13 protein-coding genes are annotated in these 15,909 nt (G+C 72.7%); 7 read left to right on the top strand and 6 right to left on the bottom strand.

The window, feature by feature from the left end; all coding sequences use genetic code 11:
• Positions 1 to 173: 173 nt before the first annotated feature.
• From ACZ6CZ_RS32420 to ACZ6CZ_RS32400, 5 genes are read right to left on the bottom strand one after another with little or no spacing between them, the layout of a single operon-like run.
• A complete protein-coding gene (locus tag ACZ6CZ_RS32420; RefSeq protein WP_469028399.1) occupies positions 174 to 1,484 on the bottom strand; it encodes a DUF58 domain-containing protein in 1,311 nt (436 codons plus the stop codon).
• On the bottom strand, positions 1,484 to 2,476 hold the full coding sequence (locus tag ACZ6CZ_RS32415) for an AAA family ATPase (protein ID WP_469028397.1): 993 nt from the start codon (positions 2,474 to 2,476) through the stop codon (positions 1,484 to 1,486). The genes ACZ6CZ_RS32420 and ACZ6CZ_RS32415 overlap by 1 nt, the downstream gene beginning before the upstream one ends.
• Positions 2,473 to 3,669: a DUF4350 domain-containing protein gene (locus ACZ6CZ_RS32410; RefSeq protein WP_469028394.1), complete on the bottom strand. Its 1,197-nt coding sequence runs from the start codon at positions 3,667 to 3,669 to the stop codon at positions 2,473 to 2,475. Before ACZ6CZ_RS32410 ends, ACZ6CZ_RS32415 begins: the two co-directional genes overlap by 4 nt.
• The gene (locus tag ACZ6CZ_RS32405; protein WP_469028392.1) at positions 3,666 to 4,457 is read right to left on the bottom strand and encodes a DUF4129 domain-containing protein; all 792 of its coding nucleotides are present in this window, start codon (positions 4,455 to 4,457) and stop codon (positions 3,666 to 3,668) included. Before ACZ6CZ_RS32405 ends, ACZ6CZ_RS32410 begins: the two co-directional genes overlap by 4 nt.
• Positions 4,458 to 4,461: 4 nt before the next feature.
• Entirely contained in the window at positions 4,462 to 5,880 is a 1,419-nt protein-coding gene (locus tag ACZ6CZ_RS32400) for a glycerophosphoryl diester phosphodiesterase membrane domain-containing protein (RefSeq protein WP_469028390.1), read from the bottom strand.
• 140 nt (positions 5,881 to 6,020) lie between these two features.
• On the opposite strand from ACZ6CZ_RS32400, the gene mtnA reads away from it, so the two are divergent.
• From mtnA to ACZ6CZ_RS32365, 7 genes are all read left to right on the top strand, one after another.
• Complete coding sequence (gene mtnA, locus ACZ6CZ_RS32395) at positions 6,021 to 7,160, top strand: S-methyl-5-thioribose-1-phosphate isomerase (RefSeq protein ID WP_469028387.1); 1,140 nt, start codon at positions 6,021 to 6,023, stop codon at positions 7,158 to 7,160.
• 8 nt (positions 7,161 to 7,168) lie between these two features.
• Positions 7,169 to 7,858: a two-component system response regulator MtrA gene (gene mtrA / locus ACZ6CZ_RS32390; RefSeq protein ID WP_187279108.1), complete on the top strand. Its 690-nt coding sequence runs from the start codon at positions 7,169 to 7,171 to the stop codon at positions 7,856 to 7,858.
• 1 nt (position 7,859) lies between these two features.
• Positions 7,860 to 9,932, top strand: a complete 2,073-nt coding sequence (gene mtrB, locus ACZ6CZ_RS32385) for an MtrAB system histidine kinase MtrB (protein ID WP_469028385.1) — start codon at positions 7,860 to 7,862, stop codon at positions 9,930 to 9,932.
• A complete protein-coding gene (locus ACZ6CZ_RS32380; RefSeq protein ID WP_469028382.1) occupies positions 9,922 to 11,763 on the top strand; it encodes an LpqB family beta-propeller domain-containing protein in 1,842 nt (613 codons plus the stop codon). Before mtrB ends, ACZ6CZ_RS32380 begins: the two co-directional genes overlap by 11 nt.
• A 109-nt stretch (positions 11,764 to 11,872) precedes the next feature.
• Positions 11,873 to 12,733, top strand: coding sequence for a ComF family protein (locus tag ACZ6CZ_RS32375; RefSeq protein ID WP_469028380.1), 861 nt, complete (start codon positions 11,873 to 11,875; stop codon positions 12,731 to 12,733).
• A gap of 316 nt (positions 12,734 to 13,049) precedes the next feature.
• A complete protein-coding gene (gene hpf / locus ACZ6CZ_RS32370) occupies positions 13,050 to 13,742 on the top strand; it encodes a ribosome hibernation-promoting factor, HPF/YfiA family (protein ID WP_469028404.1) in 693 nt (230 codons plus the stop codon).
• 200 nt (positions 13,743 to 13,942) lie between these two features.
• Positions 13,943 to 14,689, top strand: a complete 747-nt coding sequence (locus ACZ6CZ_RS32365; RefSeq protein WP_469028378.1) for a response regulator — start codon at positions 13,943 to 13,945, stop codon at positions 14,687 to 14,689.
• An 11-nt stretch (positions 14,690 to 14,700) separates the two neighbouring features.
• On the opposite strand, the gene ACZ6CZ_RS32360 is transcribed toward ACZ6CZ_RS32365, so the two are convergent.
• Positions 14,701 to 15,894 (bottom strand): winged helix-turn-helix domain-containing protein, encoded by a 1,194-nt coding sequence (locus ACZ6CZ_RS32360; RefSeq protein ID WP_469028376.1) that lies wholly within the window; start codon positions 15,892 to 15,894, stop codon positions 14,701 to 14,703.
• Between the last annotated feature and the right edge of the window lie 15 nt (positions 15,895 to 15,909).

Raw genomic sequence — 15,909 nt, 5'->3', positions numbered from 1 at the left:
TGGTACTGCAGGGGGGACCCTGTGGGAGAGTAGGACACCGCCGAACAAATTGTGAGAAAACCCCGCATCGAAAGATGCGGGGTTTTCTGCGTTTATGGGGTTGGTCTCTCCGTGGCTGGACCCGGGAATTGCCGGCTCCTCCTCGTTCCCGGCCGGACGGACCGACCCGATGCTCAGAGCCGGCCCGCCGCCTTCAGCGTGAGATAGGCGTCGGCCAGAGCCGGTGCCAACTCCTCCGGTGTCGCGTCCACGACCGTCACGCCGTGCCGCCGCAGCTGTTCCGCCGTACGCCGGCGCTCCGACTGCGCCTGGGCTGCGGCAGCGGCCTCGTACACCGAATCCGTGTCCCCACGAGCCGTCGCCATACGGGCGATGTACGGATCGGCCACAGAAGCCAGCACGACGGTGTGCCGCTGGGTGAGCTGCGGCAGCACGGGCAGCAGTCCCTCCTCGACGGGGGCCGCGTCCAGCGTCGAGAGCAGGACGATCAGGGAGCGGCGAGGAGCCACGCGCAGCGCCGTGGCGCTGAGGCCGCGGGCGTCCGTCTCGACCAGTTCCGGTTCCAGGGTCGCCATGGCGTTCACGAGGGACGGCAGCAGATCACCGGCGGACCGGCCCTGGACGAGGGCGCGGACCCGGCGGTCGTACGCGAGGAGGTCGACGCGGTCCCCGGCCCGGGAGGCGAGTGCCGCCAGCAGCAGGGCCGCGTCCATGGCGGCGTCGAGGCGCGGTGCGTCGCCCACGCGACCGGCCGACGTACGGCCGGTGTCGAGGACCAGGAGGATGTGGCGGTCGCGTTCCGGGCGCCAGGTGCGTACGGCCACCGTGGACTGCCGGGCCGTGGCGCGCCAGTCGATGGATCGGGTGTCATCGCCGGGCACGTATGCGCGCAGGCTGTCGAACTCGGTGCCCTCGCCGCGGGTCAGCACGCTGGTACGGCCGTCGAGTTCACGCAATCGTGCGAGTTTCGACGGGAGGTGCTTCCGGCTGGTGAACGGGGGCAGAACCCGTACGGTCCAGGGCACTTCGTGGGTGCCCTGACGGGAGAAGAGGCCGAGGGGGCCGTAGGAGCGGAAGGTGACGCGGTCCGCCTGGCGGTCGCCGCGCCGGGTGGGGCGCAGGCGGGTCGTCAGGCGACGGCGTTCACCGGCCGGCACGGTGAGGCGGTGCCGGGAGGCCTCGACCTCGGTGCCGGGCTGCCAGCTGCTGGGCGGCCAGGCGTCCCGCACATCGGCCCGGAGGGGGCGGCCGGAAGGGTTGGTGACGGTCAGGGTGACCTCGGCGCTGTCGCCGAGCCGTGCCGAGGTGTCGCCGTCGCGGGACAGGACGAGACGGCGTACGGGGGCCGCGAGGGCGAAGTCGCAGGCACAGGCGAGGGCGAGCGGACCGTTGACGGCGAGCATGCCCGTCCAGCTCGGTGCCAGGATGCCGACGGGAAGGGAGCCCAGGGCCGCGAGGAGGGCGGCGCGTCCGGTGAGTGCCATCAGCGGGGGACCGGGACATGGGTGAGGATCGCGGTGATCACCGAGTCGCCGGTCACGCCCTCCATCTCGGCCTCGGGGCGCAGCTGGACCCGGTGGCGGAGGGTGGGCAGGGCGAGGGCCTTCACGTCGTCGGGGATGACGTAGTCGCGGCCCGTCAGCCAGGCCCAGGCGCGAGCGGTGGCGAGGAGGGCGGTGGCGCCGCGGGGGGAGACGCCCAGGGTGAGGGAGGGGGATTCGCGGGTGGCGCGGCAGATGTCGACGACGTAGGCGGTGATCTCGGGCGAGACGGTCGTCTTCGCGACCGCGGCGCGGGCTGCCTCGAGGTCGGCGGGTCCCGCCACGGGGCGTACGCCGGCGGCGCGCAGGTCGCGGGGGTTGAAGCCCTCGGCGTGGCGGGTCAGGACGTCGATCTCGTCCTGCCGGGAGGGCAGAGGGATCGTCAGTTTCAGCAGAAAGCGGTCCAGCTGGGCTTCCGGCAGGGGGTAGGTGCCTTCGTACTCGACCGGGTTCTGGGTCGCGGCGACGAGGAAGGGCTCGGGGAGGGGGCGCGGGGTGCCGTCGACGGTGACCTGGCGTTCCTCCATGGCTTCCAGCAGGGAGGACTGGGTCTTCGGCGGGGTGCGGTTGATCTCGTCCGCGAGGAGGAGGTTGGTGAAGACCGGGCCGGGCTGGAAGGAGAACTCGGCGGTGCGGGCGTCGTAGACGAGGGAGCCGGTGATGTCGCTCGGCATCAGGTCCGGGGTGAACTGGACGCGCTTGGTGTCCAGTTCGAGTGCGGACGCGAGGGCGCGGACGAGCAACGTTTTGGCCACTCCGGGGACTCCCTCGAGGAGAACGTGTCCGCGGCAGAGGAGGGCGACGACGAGGCCGGTCACGGCGGGGTCCTGTCCGACCACGGCTTTGGCGATCTCGGCGCGCAGGGCTTCGAGGGAGGCACGGGCGGCGCCCGGGGTCCCGGTGTGCCCGGCGGTGTCGGTGGTCGGGTCCGTCATGAACGGCGTACCTCTCTTTCGAGGGCGTCGAGTCGGTCGGTCAGGGTGATGAGCGCGGCGTCGTCGCCGGGCGGCGGTCCGAAGAGGAGGGAGCGCAGGGCCGGTCCGTCGCCGAGCAGGTGGGAGGACAGGGCGGGGAGCAGCGCCTCGGGTGCGTGGGCCTGGGCGGGGGAGACGCCGACGAGGGGGGCGAGGCGGGTGCGGGTGGTGGCGCGCAGGGCGGTGGCAGCCCGGTCGCGGGCGTTGGCCTTGCGGTAGAGGCGGGCGCGGCCTTCCACGGTCTCGGAGGCGCGGATCGCCACGGGCAGTCTCTCGGGCACGAGGGGGCCGAGCCGCCGTGCCCGCCAGAGGGCGGCCAGGGCCGCGGCGACGAAGAGTTGCAGGGTGCCCCAGAGCCAGCCCCGGGGGAGCAGGTCGAGGAAGCTCTTGCGGTCGCCGGTGTCGATGGCCGAGGAGTCGGAGAGCGAGGGGAGGTACCAGACGAGATGGGGGCGGGAGCCGAGGAGTTGCAGGGCGAGCGAGGCGTTGCCCCGCTGGTCCAGATGGTCGTTGCAGAGGATGTCGGGGGCCCCGAGGACGACGGTGTCGCCGTCCCCGGAGGCCGCCGGGAGGCGCACCAGGGTGGCCAGGCGCTGGCTGGGGTAGCAGGTGTCGGCGTCGAGAGCGCTGGTGGTGTAGCGGATGCCGCCCGTGTCGGCGCTGCCGGCCCGCCGGGCGTCGGCCAGGGCGCAGTGGGGGTCGAGGGTCGAGTCGAGGCTGGTGGCGGGGTCCGCGATGACTCCGGGAGCGAGCCTCTCCACGGACCAGCTGCCTGCTGCGACCAGGACGGTGCGGCCGCCGGAGGTCGCGGTGGCGGCGTGCAGCGCGGTCTGCTGACGCTGGGTCAGCAGGTCGGGGACGGCGACCAGGAGGGTGGTGTCCGGGCCGGCGGCGGCGCGTGCCTGGCCGAGGGTGGTGACCACCCGTGTGGACACCCCGCGGTCGGCGAGGAGTTCCGCGACGGCGCGACTGCCTCGAGGGTCGGCGGAACGCGGGTCGAGCTGGCCGTGCCGGGCGCCGGAGCGGACCAGGGCGATGGCGACGGCCGCTGCCAGGAGCAGGACGAGGGCGAGGACGATGCCGCGGGTGCGGGTCCAGACCTGGCGGGTGGTGGGCGAGACGGAGGTGGTCGGGAGGGCGGTCCCGGTGGTCATGCGCCGTCCCCCTGGCTGGTGCTGCGGCCGGTGCCCTGGGCGCTGAGGGTGGTGCCGGCGAGGACCGGCCTGGTGCGTTCCAGGTCGCGGTCGAGTTCGGCGACGCGGTGGTACGCCTGTTCGTCGGCCCGGCGCCCTCCGTACGTCACGGCGTCGAACTCCTCGGCGGCGGAGCGCAGCCGGCCGGTGTGGGCCGGCAGGGCGCGGCCGGCTTCGGCGGCGGCCTCGTCGGCGGTGCGGCCGGGGCGGACGTCGAGCAGGGCGCGTTCCTCCAGGGAGCGGACGATGGCCCGCATGCGTTCCTGGACGGCTTGGCTCCAGTGGCTCTGGGCGGCGTGTGCCTCGCCGGCCGCACGGTGTTCGGCGGCGCTGCGGGGGCGGTCGTCGAAGAGGGCGGGCGCGGAGGCGGGGCGTCGGCGGGGAGTGCCCAGGCGCCACCACAGGGCGGCCAACACCGCGATCACGGCCACGGCCACGACGAGCAGGCCGAGTGCTCCACCGGGGGTGGCGGAGGCCGCCGTGTCGAAGAGCCGGCCCACCCACTTCCAGACGGCGTTCAGCGCACGCTGGAGCAGGCCGGGGTCGTTCTGGTGGTACATCCGCTTGGACAGCTCGCGGCGCGCCGCCTTCTGGGCGGGATCGCGTGGAACGGTCACGGGTGGCTCGTCGCCCGAGCCGCCCCGTGACAGCAGGACCGTGTCCCGGGCGCGCAGCAGGTGCCGCGCGCCCGCCACCGCGGCGCGCGGCAGGGCCGGCGCCGCGGTGAGGACTCCCCCCGGCAGGCTCACCGCATCAGCTCCCCGGAGTGGCGCCGGGTGCGCCGACGCCGTAGCCGTTGACCCCGGCGGCGCGGGCCAGTTCCAGGTCGAGGGCCTCGCGGCGGATCCGCTGGTCGACGTAGAGGAGCACGGTCACGCCCGCGTTGATCGGGAGGGTGACCATGGCTCCGATCACCGCTCCGATGCCGCTGATGATGAGGAACGTCCACCCGACGTCGGTGGTGGTGGTGTGGAAGAAGGTCACGGCGCCGTCTCCGCCGCCCACGATGCCCGCCAGGAGGGCGAAGGGGACCACGACGATGGAGGAGAGGACGTTGGCGATGATGGTGGCGAGCAGCTGAATGCCGAGGACGCGCCACCAGGAGCCGCGGACCAGCTTCACGGACCGGCTCATCGACTTGCGGATGCCCTGCTTCTCCAGCATCAGCGTGGGGGAGGACAAGGACAGGCGGACCATCAGCCAGACGGTGACGACGAGGGCGGCGAGGATGCCCACGACGGCGAGCGAGACGGTGGCCGCTTCGCCGGCGCCGCCGACTCCGACGAGGATGGCGGGCAGCGTTCCGCAGAGCAGGATGCCGGTCGCGATGAGCATGAGCAGGAACAGCAGCCCGAAGAGCCTGGGGATCTGCGGCCGGGCGTCGCGCCAGGCCTCCCCGGTGGTCACGGGCCTGCCGAGGACGGCTCGGCTGGTGACCGTGGTCAGCAGGGCGGTGGCGATGATGGTGCCGATCACCGAGATAAGTCCGACGACGGTGGAGCCGACCATGATCTCGCCGGCCGCGCGCAGCACCTCTTCCCCGGACGCGCTCGGGTCCTGCAGGGCGTCGGTGGTGGCCGTGTTGTTCAGGACCAGGCCCTGCAGGACGATCACGCCGAGCTGGGTGAGGACCGCGACGGTCAGGGAGATCCCGAGGACGGTGCGCCAGTAGGTGCGCATCGTGGAGACGGCACCGTCGAGGATCTCGCCGACCGCGAGCGGGCGCAGCGGGATCACGCCGGGCTTGGCCGCGGGCGGAGGGCCGCCCCAGCCGCCGCCCCAGGCTCCGTTGCCGGGGGCTCCGTACGCGCCGCCGTACCCGCCGCCGTACGCGCCGGGACCTGCCGGGCCGCTCCAGCCGCCGCCCTGGTGACCGCCGGGGCCCGGGTGGCCGCCCTGGCCGCCGGCCGGGTACTGGCCGCCCCAGCCGGGGCCGGGGGGTGGCGGCGGTGCCTGTCCGGGGTTCGGGGGGCCCGTGGGCGCGGACCACTGGCCCGCCGGCGGCTGCTCCTTGGACCACTTCGGGTCCGGGCCCTGCGGATCTGCGGCCGGCTGGCCGGCCGGTTCACCGGGACCGGGACGGTCGCTGGGTTCGGCGGGCCCGGACGCGCCGGGTTCCCGCCCGTCCGACGAGGCGGATCCGGGCGAGGCCCAGCCCGGAGTGTCAGTCATCGAAGCTCCTTCACGGTGCCCGTCCGCGGTCGCGGCGGCAGGTTGGCAGACATCGTGCCATGGGGTGCCTGCCGGTGGGCCGGCCGCGGTATGGGCTGCACACCTTCAATTGTCCGCCGGTTACGGGGCAGACTGACCGCATGTCTGATCAGTACGCGCGAAGCGGCGAGGACAACCGGCCCACCGAGATACCGGCGATCCGTTGGGAGGAGCCACCCGAAGGTCCCGTACTGGTCCTTCTCGACCAGACGAGGCTGCCGACCGAGGAGGTCGAGCTGGTCTGCACGGACGCGTCGGCGCTGGTGGAGGCCATCCGTTCGCTGGCGGTGCGGGGAGCGCCGCTGCTGGGGATCGCGGGGGCGTACGGCGTCGCGCTCGCCGCCGCGCGGGGCTTCGACGTGGACGACGCGGCGAGTGCGCTGGTGGGTGCCCGGCCGACCGCGGTGAACCTCTCCGTGGGCGTGCGCCGCGCCGTGGCCGCGCACCGGGCGGCGCTCGCCAGGAGCGGGGACGCGACGGCCGCGGCGGTGGCGGCGCTGGCCGCGGCGCAGGCCCTGCACCGGGAGGACGCCGAGGCCAGCGCCCGGATGGCCGCGCACGGGCTGGCACTGCTGGACGAGCTGCTGCCGGGCGGCAACCACCGGATCCTCACCCACTGCAACACCGGGGCGCTGGTGTCGGGCGGGGAGGGCACGGCCTTCGCGGTGGCCCTGGCCGCGCACCGGGCCGGGCAGCTGCGGCGCCTGTGGGTGGACGAAACGCGTCCGTTGCTGCAAGGTGCTCGCCTGACGGCGTACGAGGCGGCGCGCAACAGCATGGCGTACACCTTGCTCACCGACAACGCGGCGGGTTCGCTGTTCGCGGCGGGAGAGGTGGACGCGGTGCTGATCGGGGCGGACCGCATCGCGGCCGACGGCTCGGTGGCGAACAAGGTGGGCAGTTATCCGCTGGCGGTGCTGGCGCGCTACCACCACGTTCCGTTCATCGTGGTCGCGCCGGTGACGACGGTGGACCTCGCGACGCCGGACGGGGCGGCGATCGAGGTGGAGCAGCGACCGGGATTCGAGGTGACGGAGGTCACAGCGCCGCAGGTGGCGGTGGCGGGGTCGGGCAGCGGGATGCCGGTGGCACCCCTGGGAACACAGGCCTACAACCCGGCTTTCGACGTGACGCCGCCCGAGCTGGTGACGGCGATCGTCACCGAGGAGGGCGCGATTTCGCCCGTGACGGCCGAGGCTCTGACGGAGCTGTGTGCCAGGTCACGCCAGGTAACGATTTAGTTAATGGGATGATGTCGTTTATGAAGGGACGAGTCCTTGTCGTCGACGACGACACCGCACTGGCCGAGATGCTCGGCATCGTGTTGCGTGGTGAAGGTTTTGAGCCGTCTTTCGTAGCCGACGGCGACAAGGCGCTGGCCGCTTTCCGTGAGAGCAAACCCGACCTGGTGCTACTGGACCTGATGCTGCCCGGTCGGGACGGCATCGAGGTGTGCCGCCTGATCAGGGCGGAGTCCGGGGTTCCGATCGTGATGCTCACCGCGAAGAGCGACACCGTCGATGTCGTGGTGGGCCTGGAGTCCGGCGCCGACGACTACATCGTGAAGCCGTTCAAGCCGAAGGAGCTGGTCGCCCGGATCCGGGCGCGGCTGCGCAGGTCGGAGGAGCCGGCACCCGAACAGCTCACCATCGGTGACCTGGTCATCGACGTGGCCGGGCACTCCGTGAAGCGGGACGGGCAGTCGATCGCGCTGACCCCGCTGGAGTTCGACCTGCTGGTCGCGCTGGCCCGCAAGCCGTGGCAGGTGTTCACCCGTGAGGTGCTCCTCGAGCAGGTCTGGGGCTACCGGCACGCCGCGGACACCCGCCTGGTCAACGTGCACGTCCAGCGGCTGCGCTCCAAGGTCGAGAAGGACCCGGAGCGGCCGGAGATCGTGGTGACCGTCCGTGGTGTCGGTTACAAGGCCGGACCGAGCTGACATGTCCGGGGACAGTGCCGCTTCGGCTCCCGGCCGGTCCGGGTCCCGTCCGGAGCGGCCTGTCGGCCGGAAGAGGACGGGTACGCGCTGGGGACGGGTCTTCGGGAGCGGGTTGCTGCACGGCGGAGTGCAGGGCAGCCCCGTCCTGCGGCTCTTCACGCGCTGGGTGCGCAGGCCGCTGCTGCCGGTGATGCGGCTGTGGCGGCGCAACATCCAGCTCAAGGTCGTGGCCACGACGCTGCTGATGTCGCTGGGCGTCGTCCTGCTGCTGGGCTTCGTCGTGATCGGGCAGGTGCGCAACGGCCTGCTGGACGCCAAGGTCAAGGCCTCCCAGAGCCAGGCCACCGGCGGGTTCGCGGTGGCCAAGCAGAAGGCCGACGAGGCCGCCGGCGGCGCCGCGGACAGCACGTCGACGGCCGACGGGCGGCAGTCGCAGAACGTCATCCAGTGGATGAGCGACCTCGTGGAGTCGCTCTCCAGCGGCGGCCAGGGCGCCTTCGACGTGGTGACGCTGCCCGTGGGCGACGACAGCGGAGGCGGGCGCAGCCCGCGCGGGTCCGTGTACGTCGACCCGTCGTCGAGCGTGCCCGGGAACCTGCGCGACCGCGTCGGCGGCAGTACGACGGCGGCCCAGAGCTACACGCGCATCGTCTACAACAACGGCCGGGAGTCCCAGCCGGCGCTGGTCATCGGCAAGCAGGTCAACGACCCCAACGGTGACCCCTACGAGCTGTACTACCTCTTCCCGCTCACGCAGGAGGAGAAGTCCCTCAGCCTGGTCAAGGGCACGCTCGCGACCGCCGGACTGTTCGTCGTCGTCCTCCTCGGAGCGATCGCCTGGCTGGTGGTGCGGCAGGTCGTCACGCCCGTGCGGATGGCCGCCGGGATCGCGGAGCGGCTGTCCGCCGGACGGCTGCAGGAACGGATGAAGGTCACCGGCGAGGACGACATCGCGCGTCTCGGCGAGGCCTTCAACAAGATGGCGCAGAACCTCCAGCTGAAGATCCAGCAGCTGGAGGACCTGTCGCGGATGCAGCGGCGCTTCGTGTCGGACGTGTCGCACGAACTGCGCACACCGCTGACGACCGTGCGGATGGCCGCCGACGTCATCCACGAGGCGCGCGAGGACTTCGACCCGGTGACCGCGCGCTCCGCCGAGCTGCTCGCCGACCAGCTGGACCGGTTCGAGTCGCTGCTCGCCGACCTGCTGGAGATCAGCCGTTTCGACGCGGGCGCGGCGGCGCTGGAGGCGGAGCCGATAGACCTGCGCGAGGTGGTGCGGCGGGTGATCAGCGGGGCCGAGCCGCTCGCCGAGCGCAAGGGCACGCGCATACGGGTCACCGGGGACCAGCAGCCGGTCGTCGCCGAGGCGGACGCCCGGCGCGTGGAGCGGGTGCTGCGCAACCTGGTCGTCAACGCCGTCGAGCACGGCGACGGCAAGGACGTCGTCGTCAAGCTCGCCACCGCGGGCGGCGCCGTCGCGGTCGCGGTGCGCGACTACGGAGTGGGTCTCAAGCCCGGTGAGGCGACCCGCGTCTTCAGCCGCTTCTGGCGGGCGGACCCGGCACGGGCCCGTACGACCGGCGGTACCGGCCTGGGGCTGTCCATCGCCCTGGAGGACGCGCGTCTGCACGGGGGCTGGCTCCAGGCGTGGGGCGAGCCGGGCGGCGGCTCGCAGTTCCGGCTGACGCTGCCCCGGACCGCCGACGAGCCGCTGCGCGGCTCCCCGATACCGCTGGAGCCCAAGGACTCGCGCCGCAACCGCGGCCTCGACGACGCCGGGCTGCCGCGCGGGGGCGAGGACAAGCGGGCGACCGTACCGATGCAGCCGGGCAACGGCCAGGCGCCGCTGCCGCCGCGCTCGCCGATCGCGTCCGGCCTGGCCGGAAGTCCCTCCGCCGACCCGACCGCCCTGCCGGGCAACGGCGCCCGCGTGGTGCCCCGGCCCGGCGGAGCCCGGCGGCACGAGGACGTGACCGCCGGTGGCGCGGTGCGCGAGCGCGGCACGGGCCGGGCGGAGCGGTCCGTGCCGGAGGACTCCAACAAGCCTGGGGAGGCATTTCGTGGGCGCTGACCGCGAGGGAGGCGCCCGGCGCCGGCCGGGGCGCGCGGCGGCCTTCGCCGCCTGCGGAGCCGTACTGGTGGCGGGGTGTGCCTCGATGCCCGACAGCGGGGATCTGCGGGACGTCGAGTCCACGCCGCGGCAGGACGCCCAGGTGCGGGTCTTCGCCATGCCGCCCCAGGAGGGCGCCGCGCCCGGCGAGATCATGCAGGGCTTTCTCGAGGCCTTGACCAGCGATGACCCCCACTACGACACGGCGCGCACCTATCTGACCGCCGACGCCGCGCGGGACTGGCGGCCCGAGGAGTCGGCGACGGTGCTCGCCAACGGGCCGAGCATCGAACCCGACCACAAGGCGGTGGGCCGGGAGGACAACGACAACCTCACCTACACGCTGGCCGGCAGCCAGGTCGCCACGGTCGACGCGCATCAGGCGTACGCGCCCGCCCACGGCCCCTACAGCCAGAAGGTGCATCTCACCCGGGACACCAAGAGCGGGCAGTGGCGCATCGACGTGCCCCCGGACGGCGTCGTGATGGGCACGTCCGACTTCCAGCGCAACTACACGTCCGTCAACAAGTACTACTTCGCCTCCAACACCGCGGTCGGGGCCGGCGGGCAGCCGGTGGCGGTCGCCGACCCGGTGTTCCTGCGCACCCGCGTGGACGCCATGACGCAACTGGTGCGTTCGCTGCTGAGCGGACCGACGACGTGGCTGGGGCCGGTGGTCCGCTCCCGCTTCCCGAGCGGTTCGGGCCTGCGGAAGGGCGTGTCCGGGCTCGCGCCCGACGACCAGAACAGACTCACGGTGGCGCTCAACAGGAAGGCGTCCAAAGTCGGCGCGCCCCGGTGCGCCGAGATGGCGACCCAGATGCTGCTCACCGTGCGGGACCTGACGCCCACGCTGGAGTCGGTCGAGCTGCGGGGCGACGACGGTGACCGGCTCTGCGACGTCACCCAGGACCGGGCCGAGGCCGCCGCCTGGCACGGCTCGACCAAGCGCCCCGAGTACCTGTACTTCCTCGACGCCAAGCACCGGCTGGTCAGGATGGCGACGGGCAGTGCCAACACCAGTGCCGTCGCGGTGCCCGGCGCGCTGGGCGAGGGCGTCAAGGAACTGCAGTCGGTGGCCGTCTCGCGCGACGAGCAGTCGGCGGCCGGGGTCTCCGCCGACGGCAGGTCGCTGTACGTGACCTCGCTCGCCTCGGGCGGTTCGCTCGGACAGGCCGTGGTGACCAGCCAGGGACCGGCTCCCGAGAAGCGGCTGACGCGACCGACCTGGGACGCGCGCGGTGACCTCTGGGTCGCCGACCGCGACCCGGATCGTCCCGGGCTGTACGTGCTGGAGCAGGGGGCCGGCGAGCCGCTGCGGGTCAGCGTGCCCGAGCTGCCGGGGCGGATCACCGACGTGCGGGTGGCCGCCGACGGGGTGCGCATCGCGCTGGTCGTGGAGAAGGACGGCAAGCAGTCGCTGCTCGTCGGCCGGATCGAGCGGGAGCCGGACACGGCCGGTTCGCTTCCGCGGATCTCCGTGCTGGAGCCGCGCTCGGCGACCCCGGACCTGGAGGAGGTGACCGCCATGTCCTGGGCCGGGGACAGCCGGCTGGTAGTGGTCGGACGCGAGCAGGGCGGCGTGCTGCAGATGCGGTACGTCCAGGTCGACGGCTCCACGCCGGACGGTCCGCCGCCCGCCGCCCTGCCGGGTGTGCAGGCGATCGCGGCCTCCGAGGACGAGCGGGCGCCGCTGGTGGCCTACTCGGACGACGGGATCGTCCGCATGCCGTCCGGGGAGCAGTGGGAGAAGCTGGTCAAGGACGGGTCGGCGCCGGTCTATCCGGGCTGACGCCGCGACGGGTCCGGGACCGTCGGGCCCGGTTGTCCACAGGCGGTTGTCCACAGGCGGTTGTCCACAGGGGTGGCCGCCCACGCCGGTCCTTGGGACAGTGGTGGACATGCGGGGGTGGTGGCAGGACCTCACCGACCTGGTGCTGCCGGCCGAGTGCGGAGGCTGTGGAACACCTCGCACGGTGCTCTGCCCGGAGTGCCGTGCCGCCCTGACCGGGTCCGTACCGCGCCGGGTGCGACCGGAGCCGGAACCGCCGGGACTCCCGGCGGTGCACGCCGCGGCGCCCTACAGGGACGAGGTGCGGGCCGCCCTCCTCGCCCACAAGGAGCGCGGGGCGCTGGCGCTCGCGGGTCCCCTGGGCACGGCACTGGCGCGGGCCGTACGCGCGGCACTCCGTCAGGCCTCGGCGACGGGAACCTACGGGCGGACCGGGGAACCTGTGCTGCTCGTCCCGGTGCCCTCCGCGCGGCGGGCCGTGCGGGCGCGGGGACACGACCCGGTGCGGCGGATCGCGCTCACCGCGGCCGGGCGGCTGCGGGGCGCCGGTACGCCCGCCCGGGTGGCCGCCGTGCTGCGTCAGCGGCGCCCGGTGACCGACCAGGCGGGACTCGACGCACGGCAGCGGCTGGCCAACCTCTCGGGCGCGCTGGAGGTGGCGGCCGGTGGCGCCGGGCTGGTCGCGGCCGGTCACGTCGTGCTCGTCGACGACCTGATGACGACCGGGGCCACCCTGGCGGAGGCGGCGCGCGCCCTGCGGGAGGTGGTGGGGCAGGCCGTCGGCGCGACACCCGTGTACGAACCCGTAACTCGGGAAGGAAGGGGAGAACAGGCAGCCGGATCACGACCGGAGCGAGAACAGCGGCCGGTCGGCGCACCGGGAAATGGAGAAGTGATGACCGAGGGACGGATGATCCACGCGGCGGTGATCGCGGCGCCCCGCGAGTCCTTCGAAATAAACGGGAACTGACTGCGAAACTTGCATCGTTGCAGGTAGTGAGAGGCTCTATTCACCTGAACGGAGGTACGCCGCAGTAGAGGGTGACGACATCCGTCCGGGCGAGATATGTTCGGTTGTGAGAGAAAGGCGCAGGCCACACCTCACGTATCCGAATGCCCCGCCGCGGTTTTTCCGTAATCACCCGCGCTGGTGGGATGAAGATCGTCCCCGCGGGGGAGGAGGAGGTGGACGTCACCGAGTCCGAGGTTCCGGGGCTCACCGGGACCCGCTGCAAAAGGGAGATGCTCCGCCGATGGAGCGGAGCGATCCGGGAACGGAGTTCTGCGTGGACATCGTCGTCAAGGGCCGCAAGACCGAGGTGCCCGAGCGGTTCCGCAAGCACGTGGCCGAGAAGCTGAAGCTGGAGAAGATCCAGAAGCTCGACGGCAAGGTGATCAGCCTCGACGTCGAGGTGTCCAAGGAGCCCAACCCCCGACAGGCCGACCGCTGCGACCGGGTGGAGATCACGCTCCGCTCCCGCGGTCCGGTGATCCGGGCGGAGGCGGCGGCCAGCGATCCGTACGCGGCACTCGACCTGGCGGCCGAGAAGCTGGATGCCCGGTTGCGCAAGCAGCATGACAAGCGGTACTCGCGCCGGGGCGCGCGCCGGATCTCGGCGGCCGAGGTTCCCGACCACGTGCCGGGAGTGGCGACGCTCGACGGGAACGGCCAGGCCGTCCACGAGGACGACACGGACGGCGTTCCCACCAAGAAGATCGGCTCGCTGGAGGTCAAGGGCGAAGGCCCCCTGATCGTCCGCGAGAAGACCCACGTCGCGTCTCCGATGACCCTCGACCAGGCGCTCTACGAGATGGAACTGGTCGGACACGACTTCTACCTGTTCGTCGACTCCGAGACCAAGGAACCGAGTGTCGTCTACCGGCGGCACGCCTACGACTACGGCGTCATCCACCTCAGCACGGACCCGATGGTCACTGAGGCGCAGCCCCCCGGGGCGGGGGGCACGCTGGGTGGCTGATCACCCGGCCGACGGTTGAGCCGGTGCCCCTGGAGCGCGTGTGCGCCCCCAGGGGCACCGGTGTGCGACCACTTCACGCCCCGCACGTCACCTCGGCGTCGTCCGGGCATGGAATCATGGCCGCACGGCCCAACCGGTGGGCCGCTGCCTTGGGTTGGCGATGGCAGGACCACAGGCCACAGCCTTCAGGGGGAGGAACGATGGCGGACACCTTCGGACCGATGCGGGGCGGGGACGCCGGCCACGGCGTCGCCGGCATGGGCCCGGACACGGGCTCGGCACGTCAGGAACCGATCAGAGTCCTGGTGGTCGACGACCACGCCCTCTTCCGCCGCGGTCTGGAGATCGTGCTCGCCGCCGAGGAGGACATCCAGGTCGTCGGCGAGGCGGGCGACGGCGCGGAGGCCGTCGACAAGGCCGCCGACCTGCTGCCCGACATCGTGCTGATGGATGTCCGGATGCCCAAGCGGGGCGGTATCGAGGCGTGCACCTCCATCAAGGAGGTCGCTCCCAGCGCGAAGATCATCATGCTGACGATCAGCGACGAGGAAGCCGATCTCTACGACGCGATCAAGGCGGGCGCGACCGGATATCTGCTGAAGGAGATCTCGACGGACGAGGTGGCCACCGCCATTCGCGCGGTGGCCGACGGCCAGTCGCAGATCAGCCCGTCCATGGCGTCGAAACTGCTCACCGAGTTCAAGTCGATGATCCAGCGCACCGACGAGCGCAGGCTGGTACCGGCGCCGCGGCTGACCGACCGTGAACTGGAAGTGCTCAAGCTCGTCGCCACCGGAATGAACAACCGCGATATCGCCAAGGAGTTGTTCATCTCCGAGAACACCGTGAAGAACCACGTCCGCAACATCCTGGAGAAGCTCCAGCTGCACTCCAGGATGGAAGCGGTGGTCTACGCGATGCGGGAGAAGATCCTCGAGATCCGGTAGGCGGGAGCGCTTCACGCCAGGGCGCGGGCCAGCTCCCGGGTGAGCGGCTCGCGGAGCGCGGGCGGGTCCACGCGCTCCACCCGTACGTCCGTGCAGTCCACCCAGCCCGCCGCCTCCACCAGCGCCTGGGCCACGGACGCGACCGCCTTCGGCCCGTCCAGGGTGACCTGCCTGGCGACCAGGGTGCGGCCCTCCCGTGCCGGGTCGACACGCCCGACCAGCCGGCCGCCGGCCAGCACCGGCATCGCGAAGTAGCCGTAGACCCGCTTCGGCTTGGGGACGTAGGCCTCCAGGCGGTGGGTGAAGCCGAAGACGCGCTCCGTGCGGGCCCGCTCCCAGACCAGGGAGTCGAACGGGGACAGCAGTGTGGTCCGGTGCCGGCCGCGCACCGGAGTCTCCAGGGCGACCGGATCGGCCCAGGCGGGCTTGGCCCAGCCCTCCACCGCGACCGGCACCAGGCCGGAGTCCGCGATCACCGCGTCGACCTGCTCGCCCTTGAGGCGGTGGTAGTCGGCGATGTCCGCACGGGTGCCGACGCCGAGCGACTGCCCGGCCAGACGGACCAGGCGGCGCAGGCACTCGGCGTCGTCCAGCTCGTCGTGCAGCAGCTCACCGGGAATCGCGCGCTCGGCGAGGTCGTACACCCGCTTCCAGCCGCGGCGCTCCACGCACACCACCTCGCCGTACATCAGCGCGCGCTCCACGGCGACCTTGGTGCCCGACCAGTCCCACCAGTCGCTGGTCCTCTTCGCGCCGCCCAGCTCCGTAGCCGTCAGCGGGCCCTCGGCGCGCAGCTGCTTGAGGACCTGGTCGTAGACGCCGTCGGGGAGCTGGTGGCTCCAGTGCGGGCGGTCGCGGTAGGCGCGCCGGCGGAAGGCGAAGTGCGGCCACTCCTCGACCGGGAGGATGCAGGCGGCGTGCGACCAGTACTCGAAGGCGTGCGGGCGGGCACCGGCGGACGCCGGCGTCCAGTAGGCGTCCTCGACGGTCCTGCGGCCCACGGCGCCGAGGCGGGCGTAGGGGATCAGCTCGTGGGAGCGGGCGAGGACCGAGATGGTGTCGAGCTGGACCGCGCCCAGGTGGCGCAGGACACCGCGGACACCGGCACGGCGGTCGGGGGCGCCGACGAAGCCCTGGGCCCGCAGGGCGATGCGGCGGGCGTCGTCCGCCGACAGGGTGGCGAGAGGGCGTGGCACGGTCGTCATGCTGGGGACGATAAA

Source organism: Streptomyces sp. NPDC041135 (assembly GCF_055592085.1).
The sequence above is the reverse complement of the archived record's forward strand: the minus strand, read 5'-3'. Positions and strand labels throughout refer to the sequence as shown.

Coding starts and splice junctions, on each gene's coding strand:
- ACZ6CZ_RS32375 (WP_469028380.1), top strand. CDS start 11,873: ATGCGGGGGTGGTGGCAGGACCTCACCGACCTGGTGCTGCCGGCCGAG.
- mtrA (WP_187279108.1), top strand. CDS start 7,169: ATGATGTCGTTTATGAAGGGACGAGTCCTTGTCGTCGACGACGACACC.
- ACZ6CZ_RS32420 (WP_469028399.1), bottom strand. CDS start 1,484: ATGGCACTCACCGGACGCGCCGCCCTCCTCGCGGCCCTGGGCTCCCTT.
- mtnA (WP_469028387.1), top strand. CDS start 6,021: ATGTCTGATCAGTACGCGCGAAGCGGCGAGGACAACCGGCCCACCGAG.
- ACZ6CZ_RS32360 (WP_469028376.1), bottom strand. CDS start 15,894: ATGACGACCGTGCCACGCCCTCTCGCCACCCTGTCGGCGGACGACGCC.
- ACZ6CZ_RS32410 (WP_469028394.1), bottom strand. CDS start 3,669: ATGACCACCGGGACCGCCCTCCCGACCACCTCCGTCTCGCCCACCACC.
- mtrB (WP_469028385.1), top strand. CDS start 7,860: ATGTCCGGGGACAGTGCCGCTTCGGCTCCCGGCCGGTCCGGGTCCCGT.
- ACZ6CZ_RS32415 (WP_469028397.1), bottom strand. CDS start 2,476: ATGACGGACCCGACCACCGACACCGCCGGGCACACCGGGACCCCGGGC.
- ACZ6CZ_RS32365 (WP_469028378.1), top strand. CDS start 13,943: ATGGCGGACACCTTCGGACCGATGCGGGGCGGGGACGCCGGCCACGGC.
- ACZ6CZ_RS32400 (WP_469028390.1), bottom strand. CDS start 5,880: ATGACTGACACTCCGGGCTGGGCCTCGCCCGGATCCGCCTCGTCGGAC.